This window comes from Emticicia sp. GW821-FHT11C11 (genome assembly GCF_058808615.1).
In genome coordinates, this window is record NZ_JBXARV010000002.1 from 48,343 (window position 1) to 63,956 (window position 15,614).

General features: G+C 41.5%; 13 protein-coding genes. 9 read left to right on the top strand and 4 right to left on the bottom strand.

Features of this window, described 5'->3' with window-relative positions:
* The first annotated feature begins 15 nt into the window (after positions 1 to 15).
* From AC1RRY_RS10190 to AC1RRY_RS10200, 3 genes are all read left to right on the top strand, one after another.
* Positions 16 to 1,200: a serine hydrolase domain-containing protein gene (locus tag AC1RRY_RS10190; RefSeq protein WP_492821206.1), complete on the top strand. Its 1,185-nt coding sequence runs from the start codon at positions 16 to 18 to the stop codon at positions 1,198 to 1,200.
* Between the two features lie 74 nt (positions 1,201 to 1,274).
* On the top strand, positions 1,275 to 2,312 hold the full coding sequence (locus tag AC1RRY_RS10195; RefSeq protein WP_492821204.1) for a 6-bladed beta-propeller: 1,038 nt from the start codon (positions 1,275 to 1,277) through the stop codon (positions 2,310 to 2,312).
* A 123-nt stretch (positions 2,313 to 2,435) separates the two neighbouring features.
* Positions 2,436 to 4,337, top strand: a complete 1,902-nt coding sequence (locus AC1RRY_RS10200; RefSeq protein WP_492821202.1) for an AAA domain-containing protein — start codon at positions 2,436 to 2,438, stop codon at positions 4,335 to 4,337.
* On the opposite strand, the gene AC1RRY_RS10205 is transcribed toward AC1RRY_RS10200, so the two are convergent.
* Entirely contained in the window at positions 4,334 to 5,296 is a 963-nt protein-coding gene (locus tag AC1RRY_RS10205) for a LysR substrate-binding domain-containing protein (protein ID WP_492856684.1), read from the bottom strand. The genes AC1RRY_RS10200 and AC1RRY_RS10205 overlap by 4 nt on opposite strands.
* 232 nt (positions 5,297 to 5,528) lie before the next feature.
* Between AC1RRY_RS10205 and AC1RRY_RS10210 the strand changes: the two genes are divergently transcribed.
* Entirely contained in the window at positions 5,529 to 7,886 is a 2,358-nt protein-coding gene (locus AC1RRY_RS10210) for an ABC transporter permease (RefSeq protein WP_492821200.1), read from the top strand.
* Between the two features lie 78 nt (positions 7,887 to 7,964).
* A complete protein-coding gene (locus AC1RRY_RS10215) occupies positions 7,965 to 8,261 on the top strand; it encodes a hypothetical protein (protein WP_492821198.1) in 297 nt (98 codons plus the stop codon).
* Between the two features lie 81 nt (positions 8,262 to 8,342).
* On the opposite strand, the gene AC1RRY_RS10220 is transcribed toward AC1RRY_RS10215, so the two are convergent.
* Complete coding sequence (locus AC1RRY_RS10220) at positions 8,343 to 9,425, bottom strand: AI-2E family transporter (protein ID WP_492821196.1); 1,083 nt, start codon at positions 9,423 to 9,425, stop codon at positions 8,343 to 8,345.
* A 119-nt stretch (positions 9,426 to 9,544) separates the two neighbouring features.
* Here AC1RRY_RS10220 and AC1RRY_RS10225 point away from each other — a divergent pair, with 119 nt between their 5' ends.
* Together AC1RRY_RS10225 and AC1RRY_RS10230 are read left to right on the top strand one after the other, a co-directional pair.
* Positions 9,545 to 10,375, top strand: a complete 831-nt coding sequence (locus tag AC1RRY_RS10225) for a hypothetical protein (protein ID WP_492821194.1) — start codon at positions 9,545 to 9,547, stop codon at positions 10,373 to 10,375.
* 162 nt (positions 10,376 to 10,537) lie between these two features.
* Complete coding sequence (locus AC1RRY_RS10230; RefSeq protein ID WP_492821192.1) at positions 10,538 to 11,827, top strand: sterol desaturase family protein; 1,290 nt, start codon at positions 10,538 to 10,540, stop codon at positions 11,825 to 11,827.
* Positions 11,828 to 11,894: 67 nt separating this feature from the next.
* Here AC1RRY_RS10230 and AC1RRY_RS10235 read toward each other — a convergent pair whose 3' ends face one another.
* Positions 11,895 to 12,815, bottom strand: a complete 921-nt coding sequence (locus AC1RRY_RS10235) for a patatin-like phospholipase family protein (protein ID WP_492821190.1) — start codon at positions 12,813 to 12,815, stop codon at positions 11,895 to 11,897.
* Between the two features lie 311 nt (positions 12,816 to 13,126).
* Between AC1RRY_RS10235 and AC1RRY_RS10240 the strand changes: the two genes are divergently transcribed.
* Together AC1RRY_RS10240 and AC1RRY_RS10245 are read left to right on the top strand one after the other, a co-directional pair.
* Positions 13,127 to 14,101 carry a polyprenyl synthetase family protein gene (locus AC1RRY_RS10240; RefSeq protein ID WP_492821188.1) on the top strand — a complete coding sequence of 325 codons (975 nt, stop codon included), beginning with the start codon at positions 13,127 to 13,129 and terminating at the stop codon, positions 14,099 to 14,101.
* A gap of 140 nt (positions 14,102 to 14,241) precedes the next feature.
* On the top strand, positions 14,242 to 15,093 hold the full coding sequence (locus AC1RRY_RS10245) for a serine hydrolase (RefSeq protein ID WP_492821186.1): 852 nt from the start codon (positions 14,242 to 14,244) through the stop codon (positions 15,091 to 15,093).
* Between the two features lie 4 nt (positions 15,094 to 15,097).
* On the opposite strand, the gene AC1RRY_RS10250 is transcribed toward AC1RRY_RS10245, so the two are convergent.
* Positions 15,098 to 15,553 (bottom strand): sterol desaturase family protein, encoded by a 456-nt coding sequence (locus tag AC1RRY_RS10250; protein ID WP_492821184.1) that lies wholly within the window; start codon positions 15,551 to 15,553, stop codon positions 15,098 to 15,100.
* Positions 15,554 to 15,614: the final 61 nt, after the last annotated feature.

The window sequence follows — 15,614 nt, forward strand, 5'->3', positions numbered from 1 at the left end:
AAGCTTAACCAGTATATGCTATTGAAAGCCAAAGTTGCTTTGCTCAGTATCACTTTTATTTGGTTCTCAGCATCAGGGCAGACCATTAAAAGAATTGACAACTCAAAGATTCATGCAGACAGTCTTCAAAAGAAAGTAGCATTTCTGATGAAAGCAGCTAATGTATCAGGAGCGGCCATTTCGGTATTCAATAATAATAAGGTAATTTTCAGCAAAACATTTGGGTTGGCAGATGTGCAGGGGCAGAAGCCATTTACCCCAACATCGGTCATGTATGCGGCTTCTTTTGCCAAAATGGTGTTTGCATACATAACCATGCAGTTGGTTGATGAAAAAGTAATAGACCTCGATAAACCTTTGGTACAGTATCTTGGCTCACCTCTTCCTGATTACAAAATAAAAGGATGGAACAGAGGCTACCACGATTTAAGAGGAGACAAACGATATGAAAAAATAACCGCCCGTATGTGTTTGACACACTCGACGGGCTTCCCGAATTGGCGCTGGTTTGAAGCTGACCGGAAACTTAAAATTAATTTTGAACCGGGAAGTCGCTACAGTTATTCCGGCGAAGGACTCTATCTGCTTCAATTTGTAATAGAGCAAATTACCGGTAAAGATTATGAAACGCTATCGCAGGAACGGGTTTTCAAACCTTTAGGTATGACGACCACAAGTCAGGTCTGGCAGAAAAAATTTGATACTGAAATTGCCTTCGGACATAACAACGACGGCAAACCTTATGAACTGATGAAGTGGAATGAGGCAAGTGCAGGTGGTTCGATGAGCACAACGTTGGAAGATTTCAACAAGTTTTATACAGCTTTCATTAATCATAAAGGCTTATCAAAAAAGAGTTTCGATGCCATGACCAGCACACAGCTACGGATCAGGTCTAAAAGGCAATTTGGCCCGTTGGCAAGGGTGGATAGTTCTGATAACGACAATATTAAACTGGGCTATGGTTTTGGAGTAGGTGTGCTAAAAAGCCCTTATGGCCGTGCATTTTTTAAAGAAGGACATGACGACGGATGGGGACATTATTCAATTTGTTATCCTGACAAAAAGATTGCCATCGTCATCATGACTAATAATGATAACGGTGAAAGCATATTCAGAGAACTTCTGGCTTATGCCATCGGTGACTTATTCACTCCTTGGGAATGGGAGAGTTATATTCCCTACGACAAAAAAGATTAGGGAATGCTCTATCATTATTTGCTGAAGTTTTTTCATATTTGATATCAATTCTAAGATATATTCAACCTGATACCATGAACCAATACCTGAACAGACGCGATTTTGTTAAACTCGGCGGCCTGGCAACAGCTGCAACCTTAATACCGGGACTGACTTTCGGCAAAAATGATGAAATCATCATCGGCCATAATACACATAAATATCGTGTCAGAACAGGCTGGGGTATACTTGATGCCTCTAAAAACCCTGTAAACGACTGCCACGAAATGGTAGAGGACTCAAAAGGTCGCCTGATTTTGTTGACCAACGAGACGAAAAATAATGTACTTATTTACGACAAATCGGGCAAGTTGCTTCAAACCTGGGGAAACTCTTATCCAGGTGGGCATGGGCTGACCATTGCAGGACAAGGCAACGACCAGTTTCTGCTGATTTGCGATACCGACCGCCATCAGGTTATAAAAACGGACCTGAATGGTAAAGAAATTTTCAAGATAGATTATCCGAAAGAAACCGGTGTGTACGATTACCCTAATCAGTTCAAACCTACTGAAACGGCCGTGAATCCGGCCAACGGAGATATTTATGTAGTAGACGGCTACGGTCTCAACTACGTGATGCAGTATGACGCCAAAGGCAAGCTAATCCGCCATTGGGGAGGCAATACTGAATTTAAGTGTAATCATGGTGTAATTGTAGATACCCGCAATAAACAAAAGCCTACGCTACTGGTGACATCACGCGTAGAAAATTGCTGGAAGAGATTCACGCTCGACGGCAAATATATCTCTACAATTGAATTGCCCGGAACATTAATATGCAGGCCGGTAATTAAAGGAGAAAACCTATTAGGAGCGGCCTTTCGTTCAACTTCGGGTGACAACGTCAATTCCGGCTATATTACAATTCTGGATAAGAACGACAGGGTTATTTCTACTCCCGGTGGAAGTGAACCTGTATACACCAACGGAAAGCTGGAAGAACAACGTAAGCAAGATCCATTCAATGTATTCATGCATCCGCACGATGTATATATGGATGCTGACGACAATATTTATGTACCACAGTGGAGCTCAAAGAAAACTTATCCGATTAAACTGGAAAGAATCTAGATTTCTAAATCAATATTCTATTAATGAGGTTGTCTTGGTCAAATACTTAGGCAACCTCATTTTGTTTCGCATTCTACAGATGTATAATCCGCAAAAGCACATTTTTAGTGCTACCTTTGTGGTATGAATTACTTCAGAAAACTACTTGACTTACTCCGGATTGAGCGGGAAGAAGACCATAATCAATATATAAAACTTACTGAACAAAGCTCTGTTGCCAACCGCAGAGCCAGCGGACTAACCTGGTATCCGATTGCGATAAGAGGCATGGAAATGAGCCGCGGCGATTATCTGACTGTGGAAGTAGAGCGCACCACGCATCAAGACCTTGCCCATCAATTAAGAACCGGAATGCCGGCTATGCTTTTCAGTAACCATGATGCCAAAAACGATCGTGTAGAAGGTACCATTGCCTTTCAGAATAACAACCGCCTTAAAATAACGCTCCGCACCGATGAACTACCCGACTGGAGCCGTGATGGCAAACTGGGCATTGACTTGCTCTTCGACGATAACAGCTATGACGAAATGCAGGATGCCTTGAAGCAAGCATCTATCATTAATGAAAAACATGAAAGCAAACTGGTTGATATACTGACAGGTGAAGGAACCCCTACTTTTCAGACTGAGAAACCCATTTTTTTTGCTAAGAATCTGAATGCCTCGCAGCAATCGGCGGTTGAGAAAATATTGCAGGCCAACGAACTGGCCATTGTACACGGCCCGCCCGGTACAGGCAAAACCACCACCCTTGTGCAGGCCATTAAAGCTTTATGGCAAAAAGACAATAAGCCCGTTCTGGTAGTAGCACCCAGCAACACAGCCGTAGATTTGCTAAGTGAAAAACTGCATGTTGAAGGACTCAGCGTATTGAGAGTAGGTAACCCGGCCAGAGTAACTGAAAAACTGATGTCTTTGACCCTCGACAGTAAAATGGCAGAGCACAGCCAGATGAAAGAGATAAAAAGGCTCAAAAAACAGGCACAGGAATACAAAAACATGGCGCACAAATATAAGCGCCAGTTCGGAAAGTCTGAGAGAGACCAGCGTAAACTACTCTTTGATGAGGCTCACAAGATTATGAAAGAAGTGGGTAACTCAGAGCAGTATATCATTGACGATATTGTGGCAAAAGCGCAGGTAATTACAGCCACATTGGTAGGCTCTAATAACTATACCATCAAAAATCTGAAGTACCAGACTGTGATTATCGACGAAGCCGGACAAGCCCTGGAACCTGCCTGCTGGATTCCGATTCTGAAAGCACAAAAAGTAGTTTTAGCCGGTGACCACTGCCAGCTACCCCCAACCATTAAGTCGGCCGAAGCAGCCAGAGGTGGTTTTGCCACTACCCTGCTCGAAAAACTAGTTAGCCTGCATCCTGAAGCGGTGGTTTTACTGGAAGAGCAGTATCGTATGCACGAGCAGATTATGGGTTTTTCATCGAAAATATTCTATGGCAATCGCCTGAAAGCCAACGCCAAGGTTGCGAACCATCTGCTGTTTAACAATGATGTGCCCATTGCCTTTATTGATACCGCCGGTTGCAGTTTTGATGAAAAACTGGAAGGTACCAGTACCACCAACCCTGAAGAAGCTGTGTTTGTATTCAAACATCTGAACTCACTGGTAGCTCAGCTCAAAAACCATTATAAACCGGAAAACTTCCCGACAATTGCAGTTATATCTCCTTATAAGGAACAGATTAATCTGCTGCAGTCGCAATTAGAACATAGCCCCGATTTGCAGGAGTACCGATCGAAGATTTCTGTGAATACCATTGATAGTTTTCAGGGGCAGGAACGAGACATTGTGTATATAAGCATGACCCGCAGTAATGCTGAGGGCAGCATCGGCTTCCTGTCAGACATCCGCCGGATGAACGTAGCCATGACACGTGCCCGAAAGAAACTGGTTATTGTGGGCGATAGCGCCACCCTGGCTTCGTTTCCATTCTATGCCGATTTTATTGCCTACACCGAGCAGTTGAATACCTACCAAAGTGCCTGGGAATTTATGGATTAAATCTCTACCACAAATTGTCCGGTCGATTTTTCGGGTATAAACCGGGCAACGGCTTCTTTTATTTCGTGCTTTAGTACTTCCAGCAAGCGGATTTTAATAAAGTGTCGATAAGTAACCAGACTGATTTCACGGACAGGCACCGGCGACATAAATTCCCGGATCTGGCTTTTCTTTTTTTCATCAAAATTAATAATGGCCAGTTCGGGTATCACCGTAATCCCCTTATTGATTTCCACAATTTTCAATAAAGACTCAATACTCCCGGCTTCGTATTCCAGATTCCCCAGATCGGTATTTTTCTTGCGCAGTTCACATAGATTCATCATTTGTGAGCGTAGGCAGTGCCCTTCCTCCAGCAGCCAGAGACGATTCACGTCTATATCTTCCGGTATAATATACTTTTTGTTCAGTGTCTCTTCATTACCTGACACAAACGCCACCAGTTTTTCATAAAACATCGGATACTCTTTCATACCCTCTGCATTAATAGGTGTTGCCAGAATCCCCACGTCTATCTGGTCATTGCTTAGTTGCTCAATAATCTGCCCGGTATTCAATTCGCTGATACGAATCTTTAACTGCGGATATTTTTTCAGTAAATCATACAGAAACAAAGGAAGCAGATAGGGTGCCAGTGTGGGTATAATCCCAATTCGGAGCTGTCCCTGTACTTCTTTCTTTGTTGATTTGGCCACCTCTTTTAATTGCCCCGTTTCTTTCAAAATCACCTGCGCCTGCGCAACTATTTTCTTGCCTATATCAGTCGGAACAACCGGCTGCTTGCTTCTGTCAAAAACAATTACCTCCAGTTCTTCTTCCAGTTTTTTTATCATCATGCTCAGGGTAGCCTGAGTCACAAAGCAAGCCTCTGCTGCTTTCATAAAATGTCGGTATTTATCAACCGCCACAATATATTCTAACTGCTGTAAATTCAATTTCAATAGATTTAATCTATACAAAAATACAACACATCAATTTCATTTAACGCGCAATCCTGATCAAATTTTTAAAGAGGCATGAATTGTTTAAGAAAAGAAAATTTACGGCCTGTCCATATTTGAACAAAGCTTGTCCGTTTTCGGACATTTACAAGTGCAAGAAACACTCATAAACAGCTAACAATCAACTATTTACAATTATTGGTATAAGGTTTGCGTATACTTAACCAAAGATCTTTTCCTTTACAAAATTATGATACGCAATTACTTAAAAGTCGCCTGGCGCAATTTATGGAAAAACAAAACCTTTAGTCTGCTCAATATTCTGGGTCTGGCTTTAGGTATGACATGCAGCTTATTGATAATGCTCTGGCTGCAAGATGAAATACAAAAAGATAAGTTTCACAAAAACGGTAGTAGGCTTTACCGGGTCATGGAAAATCAGTTCTATGCCGGAGAAGTAGTTACTTATGCCTCAACGCCGGGTATTCTATCTGAACATATCACGAAGGATATCCCCGAAATTGAACTGGCCAGCCAGTTTCTTTGGGAAGAAGCGCCATTATTTACGGTTGGCAATGTTTTTGAAAAAGAGAAAGGTCGTTACGTAAACGGCGATTTTCTGAATATGTTCAGCTTTGACTTGGCTCAGGGAGACGCCCGAACCGCGCTTAAACGCCCTGACGGTGTGGTGATTTCAAAAAAGATAGCCGATAAGTATTTCCCGAATCAGGACCCTATGGGGAAAATCATCAGAGTCGACAATCGTGATGATGTAATGGTAACCGGAGTATTGAAAGAGATTACCGAGCAGTCGTCTATCAAGTTCGATTTCCTGATGAGTTTTGAACGTTGGCTTAAAAGTAACAATTGGGCTAAAGAATGGGGCAACAACGGGCCAAGATGCTACGTGATGCTCAACAAAAATGCCGATATCAGTAAGGTGCAGGCCAAAGTAAAAGGGTATATCAAATCTAAAAACAAAAACAGCAACGTTGAGTTGTTTTTGCAGCCTTACGAAGACGTGTATCTGTACTCTAACTATAAAGCAGGTGTGCAGGATGGCGGAAGAATTGACTACGTGAAGATGTTCAGCATCATTGCCGTTTTTATTCTGGTAATTGCTTGTATCAACTTTATGAATCTGGCAACTGCGCGTTCGGTTAAAAGAGCCAAAGAAGTGGGTGTTCGTAAAGTAGTGGGTGCCGTGAGGTATTCATTGATAGGTCAGTTTCTTGGAGAATCGTTGATTATTGCCTTTCTGAGTCTGATTTGCGCGATTTTTCTTGTTTTTCTGATATTACCTACATTCAATACCCTTACAGAAAAACACCTGAACCTCAATTTCACTGATCCGCTATTTTTATTGATTCTGTTGGGTCTTACAATTATTACAGGTATTGCTGCAGGTAGTTATCCAGCGCTGTTTATGTCGTCATTGAGACCTGTAGTGGTACTGAAAGGAAGCCTGAAATTCAAACCAAGTGCCACTTTTTTCAGAAAAGGCTTAGTGGTTTTTCAATTTTCACTTTCCATTTTGCTTATTGTAGGCATGATGGTGGTATATCGGCAGATACAATTCATTCAGACCAAAAACCTGGGGTTTGACCGTGAGAACATGATTTATACGTCGATAGAAGGTGACCTCAGTACTAATTTTACGGCTTTTAAGCAAGAACTGCTTAACATGCCGGGTGTTAAGTCGGTTACCAGTTCGCAGGCCGATCCGCTGCAGGTAGGGAGCTCAACACAGGGTGTGACCTGGCCGGGAAAAGACACAACCAAGATTATCTTATTCTCGCAGAATCCGGTTTCATACGACTATCTGGCAACGATGGGAATCAAGCTGAAAGACGGTCGCGACTTCTCACAATCTTATAGCACCGATACCTCTAATTATATCATTAATGAGGAGGCCGCTAAAAAGATGAATATGAAAAACCCTGTTGGTAAAGAATTGACCATGTGGGGCAGAAAAGGCACTATTATAGGGGTTGTAAAAAGTTTCCATATCAACTCATTACATGAGGCCATTCCTCCATTGATTATGAGTTTGCAACGTGGAAAAGAGAACTGGGGACAAGTGATTGTACGCACGCAACCGGGGCAAACCAGTCAGGCTCTTGCCAGTATGGAAAAGACCTATAAAAAATTCAATCCGCGTTTCCCGTTCGGATACCAGTTTACAGATCAGGAATATGCCAACCAGTATAAAGGTGAAAACGTGGTGAGTAAACTGGCCAATTATTTTGCGTTTCTGGCAATTTTCATCTCTTGTCTGGGTTTGTTTGGCTTAGCCATGTTTACAGCCGAGCAGCGCACCAAAGAGATTGGTGTCAGAAAAGTATTAGGCGCCAGTGTGTTGAATATCACAACCATGCTATCGAAAGATTTTCTGAAATTAGTGTTAATAGCAGCCCTGATAGCATTCCCTTTAGCGTGGTATCTGATGAAAAACTGGTTGCAGAAATATGCATACCGCATAGAAATCCAGTGGTGGTTCTTTCTGGTGGCGGGTGTGCTGGCCGTTACAATTGCTTTATTAACTGTCAGCTATCAATCAATAAAAGCAGCATTAATGAATCCTATGAAATCTCTTAAATCTGAATAGCATAGGGGTAAGTGCATAGGGCAAGGGGTAGTTCCCCAAGCTCTTTGCTCTATGCCCTGCGCCAAAACCAAAACAAATATGGCACACATAGCTATCCCGATTCCGTCGCTTCCGGGGAAGCAGGATATCGAAATCGAAGTTACCATTAATGGTTTAAAGCAAGAATTACATTATCGCGTAGAGTTATTCTATTGGGACGAGTGTGAGTTCCCGATAATTGACCGCGCAGAATGTATCCGGAACATGTTGTCGAGATACGATCAGGATTGGACGCTCTATTACATAGGTGCGCCTACGGAAGAGTTTGTACCCATCACTTTTGTAAAAAGAGCCGACTTGCCTCTTCAACGAAAACTGATAGGAGCCGATCTATGATATAACTCTACTCAATCAATTAACCTAGTTTCATCATCCTTATACCCTTTCAGGCCGCTGGCCTGAAAGGGTATAAGGATTTTATTTTTCTATTTTCCACTTTTTTACGTCAATGTGATCGGCATCACCAATCAAAAATCCATACGGCCGCAGACTTTCTATTGAATCCAGAATTACTTTAATAATGGCCGTAATCGGTAAGGCAAGTACCAGCCCCGAAATCCCCCATAAATTGCCGAAGATAATCAATGCAATAATAGCCGCCATAGAATTGACACTCACTTTTGAGCCCACCACGTAGGGTGTAATAAAATTGCCTTCGAGAAACTGCACGCCACCAAACAAGGTTGCCACACCAAAGGCATACCAGGCCGAATCTTTAGTAATTAGTGCAAAGATTATAGGCAACAAAGATCCTATCGCTACACCGATATAAGGAATCAATACCAGAATGGCCGCAAAAAAACCAAAGAAAAAGGCGTGGTCAATACCCATTATAAACAAACCCAACGTGTTCAGAATGCCAATAATACCTATCACTATCATCAACCCTACCACATAATTCACTACTACATCCTTAACTTTCTTCATTACCACATCTACTCTGTGGTTACTTACCGGTTTCAAGGCTTTATAGAAAAACACCCGAATAAAATCTCTGTAAAGCAACAGTAAAAATACATATAGTGGAATCAGCGTCAGATTCCCCAGCAGACCGGTCGTCGTTGAAAGCGTGTTGGTAATCAGATAACTGTTATTTTTCAGAAGCTCGGTCAGGTACTTTTGTCCTTCTATGCGCTGCTTGGTACGGCTGATATGAAAAGTGTCCCTAATCATGAACTGAAGATTTCTGTACCATTTCTCGGCCTTTTCAGTCAGCTGAGGCAGCACCTCTTCCAGATCCATTATCTGCACATAAATCATGTAGCAGAACAAACAAAAAAAGGCAAGCGCCAGAATAATAGCCAGTGTAATGGCCAACCAGCGTGGTACCCCGTATTTCTCCAGAAAATGACAAACGGGCAACAATAGCAAGGCAAACAAGCCCGAAAAAGTGAGCGGAATAAGCAGGTCTCTCAATATATACATCCCATAAATAACAATCACAATAGAGATAAGCACATAAGCAAGACGGCTATAAAAAGGCTGCTGACGAAGCTTCATAAAGATAGGTTAGAAATATTTAGAGACGATTTACACGGACAATCCAAAATTAACTAACTTGTTCTCTAAATTCAAGCTTTTAGAAAACGATTTGAAAAAACTCCATACAATAGATATTTATGCCTAAGATTTACATGTTATTGTTTGCCATGAAAATTGCGCTGTGCAATTGTCATTCAGAAGTTGACAAAAGCGGATTTCAATCGGCAAAAAAAGAATACACGATCAAACAAACCGGGGAATTACCGGAAAAGGTCAACGAAAGTTCAGGACTGACACCGGCTGATAAATCGGGCTTTTATTGGACACATAACGACAGTGGCGGAAACAACCAGTTATATATGATTGACAAAACCGGTAAAGTTTTTGACTCTCTGTTGGTGAACGACTCGAAGAATGTTGACTGGGAAGAACTAACCAAAGACACCAGTGGCAATATCTATATAGGTGATTTCGGTAATAACAGTCACGCACGCAAAAACCTTACTATCTACAAACACAAAGACAGTAAAACAGAAAAAATCACTTTTCGCTATGCCGACCAAACGGAGTTTCCGCCCAAACAAAAGGTGTTTGACTGCGAGGCTTTCTTCTGGTTTGAGGGTAATCTGTATCTATTCTCAAAAGACTGGTCAGACAAGCACCAGACCAAATTATATATAGTGCCTGATGCACCCGGCGATTACAGCGTAAGTCCGCAGGATAGTATTTTTATAAAAAGTAAGGTTACTTCGGCTGATATAAGCCCTGATGGAAAAGAATTCGCCCTGCTCACTTACGGTAAAATATTCACTTTTGATGTTGCCAATGGCAAGATTGACTTCTCGAAACCCAAGGGATGTATCAAAGTGGGGCGTAATCAGGTGGAGGCAATTAATTATACGAACAACACCGATTTTATCATGACCAACGAACAGCGGAAGGTTTATGCAGTGGTGAAAAAGAAGTAAAATGCAAATTTCGACAAGAGATTGCGCATGCAGAGCATAAAATACCCTATACAATCGTTATTTCGAATAGACAAGAAGTATCTGCGCATTTCTGCTTAAAACTTTAATTTATCTCAGAATATTACTATCTTCGCATATAAATTATTATGCAGGCATACTAAAATGGAGACCTACGGCAAGATCCTGAACATAGCCATGCCCATATTTCTGGGTTTGGTTTTATTAGAAAAACTATACGGTTGGCGTTTAAAGAAAGAATCATTCAGAACCATGGATATGCTTTCGAGCATGACCTCTGGCTTTACCAACATCATAAAAGATGTGTTGGGTTTAAGCATTTCTTTATTGACCTACGACTACATGGTGAAACACTGGGCTGTTTATAAGGTGGAGTCAACCATATGGGTGTATATCATTGCCTTTATCGCCTTAGATCTCTCGGGCTACTGGGTACACCGGCTGAGCCACCAGATTAACTTTTTCTGGAACAAACATGCCATTCACCACAGCAGTGAAGAATTTAACCTGGCTTGCGCCCTAAGACAAAGCATTTCGACTTTTATTAATCTCTTCACTATTTTTTTGCTGCCGGCCGCTTTACTCGGGGTAGACGCTAAAGTGATTGCAACCATAGCACCTTTACATTTATTTGCTCAATTCTGGTATCATACCACCTATATTGGCAATATGGGTTTCTTTGAAAAAATCATTGTTACGCCTTCGCACCACCGGGTGCACCATGCTATCAACCCTGAGTATCTGGATAAAAATCATGGACAGATATTCATTATCTGGGATAAGCTCTTTGGTACATTTCAGGTAGAATTACCCAATGTACCGCCGGTGTATGGTATTACCCGCCCTGTGAGCACCTGGAACCCTATCAAGATAAATTTCCAGCACTTGTGGTTGTTAATACAAGATGCTTACCACGCCAGCAATTGGAGAGACAAACTCCGGATCTGGTTTATGCCCACCGGCTGGAGACCCGCCGATGTAATTGAGAGATATCCTGTACACAAAATTGAAGATCCTTATCATTTTGAAAAATATGCGCCGAAGGCTTCGATGCTGATGCAGGTATGGATATGGGTTCAGTTTCTATTCACTTTTTCCTTAGTCAGCTATTTCTTTGCCAATCTGGTGAGCATCGGCAGCCCGGGTATTTTTATCTATGGCGGCTTTATATTCCTGATAGTTTTCAGCTATACCGAATTGATGGACAGAAACCCTTATGCCTTGCTTTATGAAACCCTGAAAAGCCTTGTTGGCTTGTATATCATTTACTACACCGGCGATTGGTTTAATATCAGTTCTCAAATATCGTGGGCTACGTATGTCATTGCAGCCTATTTTATCATTTCTATACTGGTAACTGCTTATTTTGTGCTGTTTGATATCAGAAAAGACATAACTGTTACTGAGGTTTCTTTGCAGGAAGTAACACAGTAATAACATTCTCAACAAAAAAGGTGTGCAGATTTACATTTGCACACCTTTTTTATCGGCCGGATCCTGATTATTTCACACGTTCGAACAGCTTTTTATAGGCATGTTCGTATCCTTGTTTAATCACCTCTCTTATATCATTCGAATTAAAATCTGTTAATTCCAGATTAATGGGTTCGTCGGGCCGAATGATGGTCAGGTTAATTTTTCTGGCAAGTTTAAATGACCCAAAACTCATGTAGTTCTCAGCATAATTTTCGGCCCACTCAATATCACTATTCTCAAACTGATTCACGGTTATATCTTTAACCCGTTCTATCAGGCTCAGGAAATTCCTGTAATTAAAATGTTCTAAAGGCCTGTGTTTGGGATGGGTGGCAATACAATATATATCTGTTGCACCGTCTTCTATTGCCTTTTTTACCGGAACCACCTCTCTTAACCCTCCGTCCATGTATGCTTCCCGATGGTCGCCACCTATCTGTATAGCCGGCATTATAAACGGCAAAGAGCTACTGGCGCGCAGGTAATCCAGAAAATGCTGCTCCAAAGGGTCTACATATTTCATGGCTCCTGTGTTTATATTTACTGCTCCTACTTTCAGATAAATCGGACTGCGGCGCAGCGTATTGGCATCGAGGTATTTACGCAGTTTATCGTGTAGCGGGTTAGTATCAATAAGGCCGTCGAAACGGCTCATGATTGTATCTACACCTAACGAGAACCGCGATTTCAGAATCCCGATGTCGCTGGGTCTGGTGATATTCTCAAGCCAGAATTTAAGTAATCTCTTATTGACCTGATCCCAGTTTATTTCTCCTTTCTCCACATATTGCTTCCCGGCTTCGTTGACCATAAAACTGGCGTTCAGTGCCCCGGCAGAAATACCATATATCATCTCAGGTCTGAATCCTGTTTCTAAAATTGCCTGAATCGCTCCAACCTGCCATGCTCCCTTTAGTGAGCCTCCCCCCAAAACTAATGCCTTCATGAATAGTGGTTATGTTAAAATAGATTAGCGAATTAGAGAATAATTCACAAATTTTTCAAATATATCGTCCAAAATTAAATTTGGCTATCAATGTTATGCGCTTTATATTTGAACAAAATTTAAAAACAACAAAGTACACCTGTTGTAACAATTTGTTTCTTGAACTAAGGAATTTTTGAAGTAAAACAATTATTATATTTTTTTGTATAAAAGCACTAATAGTAAGATAATTTACTTAATTCTTCTTTAAAATAAGGTTTCGGTTGTAACATTGTACCATAAGAGTAAGCCATCTACTTGCTCACTTCTACATGTCTTTAAGTATAAAGCAAATACAGGCTCCCATAGAACAGGAGTTAAAAATTTTCGAGAAGAAATTCCGTCAGTCCATGAAAACCGACGTAATGCTGCTCGATCAGATTATGAGCTATATTGTACACCGTAAAGGCAAACAGGTACGCCCTATGTTTGTTTTTCTTACGGCGGGTACATTAGGCACCATCAGTGAGTCTACTCACAGAGGTGCAGCCATGATCGAATTGCTACATACGGCTACGCTGGTACACGACGACGTAGTTGACGATTCCAACTACCGCCGGGGTTTTTTCTCCATCAATGCTCTCTGGAAAAACAAAATAGCCGTTCTGGTAGGCGATTATCTATTATCTCGCGGCCTTTTGCTCAGTGTAAAAAATCAGGAATTCAACCTGCTCGAAATCATGTCTACGGCCGTGAAAGAAATGAGCGAAGGTGAGCTGCTGCAAATGGAAAAAGCCCGTAGACTGGATATCACCGAAGACCTTTACTATGACGTAATCCGGCAGAAAACGGCCTCCTTAATTGCTTCCTGCTGCGCGGTTGGAGCCGCCTCAGTAGGTTGTGATGAAGCCACCATTGCCAAAGCCAAATTGTTGGGTGAGAAAATAGGCATGGCTTTCCAGATAAAAGACGATCTGTTTGACTATGGAGACGCCGAAATAGGCAAACCTACAGGTATTGATATCAAGGAAAAAAAGATGACATTACCGCTTATTTATGCCCTGAATCATTCTGGCTGGTCAGAAAAAAGACATATTATTAACCTGATAAAAAATCACTCTGAAAACCCTAAAAAGGTAGATGAGGTGATTACGTTCGTAAAAAGCTCCGGCGGTATTCAGTATACTACTGAAGTAATGACGCGCTACGTAGCAGAAGCCAAAGAAATTCTGTTTACCTTCCCCGAATCAATCTACCGTCAGTCACTGCATGATCTGATTCAGTTCACGATTGACCGAACAAAATAGACTCCCCTCATTTGTTCCGCACACGCTTTACTCTATTTTAAGTCAATACATTAAATTAATATTTTATCCTGTACGAATTAACAATTCCGAATAAATAACCAAGATTGAATATTTGATATAAATTATATTTTCAAAACAAAATGAAAATTCCTGTATTAATATCCGCACTATGCCTCTTTGCGACACTCTCTTTCGGGCAAAATACCCTAAACCGGAAAGTAGACGTTAACCGGTTGAATGATTACTTATCCCGATTACCGGCTTTTATTAAGGTTTCAATGGCTGTAGAAGGCACAGAGGGTGAAAAGTATTTTGTTTTCCGCCCGGAGGCGAAAGTCCCGGCTGCCAGTGTCATCAAGATACCGATTCTGATGGAGTTGATGGAGCAAACAAAACAACAGAAAATCGATTTAAACAAAACCTACACACTGCAAGCGGCCGATAAAGCCGGTGGTTCTGGTGTAATTGCCAATATGCCTGAAGGCAAGTCTTTTACCATACGCGAACTGGCATGGGAGATGATACATACCAGCGATAACACGGCCACAAATATTTTAATAAGAGAAATAGGTATGGAAGCCGTTAATCAAAATTTAATGCGACTAGGTAGTACGAAAACCCGCCTGAATCGTATTATGATGGACACGCTGGCAGCAAAGCAAGGCCGAGAAAACTATGTTAATGCATTAGAAATAAACGATTTGCTTCGTAGCATTTATAACAGAAAAGTGGCGAATCCGGCATTGTGCGACGAGATGATTGAAATATTGAAAAATTGTGCCGATACTACCACAATACCCAGGAATATCCCTAAGCACATTGCCATTGCACATAAAACGGGCGAATTATCGTATGTACGTGGTGATGCCGCCATTGTATATACCAAGCAACCATTTATTGTATCTGTTTTTGTGGAAGGCTTCCATAATACCGGACAAGCCGAGCAGATTATAGGAGATTTGGCGCAGATATGCTGGGAGAATCTGAAATAAACATCTACCCGCGTTTTTTAGGTTCATATTTTGGAGGGGCGTACAAGAATCCGAATGCCTCGGCACCCTCTTTTGTGTGCACCCGATGATGCACATAATGCGCATTGACAATTCTTTTTAAATACTTGTTTCTGGCCACAAACTTTATTTTTACCCTTCTATGCACAATAATGTCATGAAAAATAAAATAAGCTACGCCATAGCAGGTAATCCCTGCGCCAACCCAGGTCAGGTACCAGTATTGGGGGTTCAGGTCACCGTAAATAATAGCTGAGGCCGCCACGATACTGAACACCAGTGCATAGTAATCGTTCTTTTCGAAAAAGCCTTTGTGGTGGTTATGGTGGTCTTTATGCCAGTTCCAGCCGAATCCATGCATAATGTATTTATGCGAGAACCAGGCCATAAACTCCATAAAGCAGAACGTACCTACAATTATTGCAGCTTTAATTAAGAACATTTTAATGCTGTTATTTCAGGTTTAAATCTATGAATTTTTCAATATCGTCTTCTTAACACAA

Coding starts and splice junctions, on each gene's coding strand:
- AC1RRY_RS10250 (WP_492821184.1), bottom strand. CDS start 15,553: ATGTTCTTAATTAAAGCTGCAATAATTGTAGGTACGTTCTGCTTTATG.
- AC1RRY_RS10225 (WP_492821194.1), top strand. CDS start 9,545: ATGCCTAAGATTTACATGTTATTGTTTGCCATGAAAATTGCGCTGTGC.
- AC1RRY_RS10230 (WP_492821192.1), top strand. CDS start 10,538: ATGGAGACCTACGGCAAGATCCTGAACATAGCCATGCCCATATTTCTG.
- AC1RRY_RS10200 (WP_492821202.1), top strand. CDS start 2,436: ATGAATTACTTCAGAAAACTACTTGACTTACTCCGGATTGAGCGGGAA.
- AC1RRY_RS10240 (WP_492821188.1), top strand. CDS start 13,127: ATGTCTTTAAGTATAAAGCAAATACAGGCTCCCATAGAACAGGAGTTA.
- AC1RRY_RS10215 (WP_492821198.1), top strand. CDS start 7,965: ATGGCACACATAGCTATCCCGATTCCGTCGCTTCCGGGGAAGCAGGAT.
- AC1RRY_RS10195 (WP_492821204.1), top strand. CDS start 1,275: ATGAACCAATACCTGAACAGACGCGATTTTGTTAAACTCGGCGGCCTG.
- AC1RRY_RS10235 (WP_492821190.1), bottom strand. CDS start 12,815: ATGAAGGCATTAGTTTTGGGGGGAGGCTCACTAAAGGGAGCATGGCAG.
- AC1RRY_RS10220 (WP_492821196.1), bottom strand. CDS start 9,425: ATGAAGCTTCGTCAGCAGCCTTTTTATAGCCGTCTTGCTTATGTGCTT.
- AC1RRY_RS10210 (WP_492821200.1), top strand. CDS start 5,529: ATGATACGCAATTACTTAAAAGTCGCCTGGCGCAATTTATGGAAAAAC.
- AC1RRY_RS10190 (WP_492821206.1), top strand. CDS start 16: ATGCTATTGAAAGCCAAAGTTGCTTTGCTCAGTATCACTTTTATTTGG.
- AC1RRY_RS10245 (WP_492821186.1), top strand. CDS start 14,242: ATGAAAATTCCTGTATTAATATCCGCACTATGCCTCTTTGCGACACTC.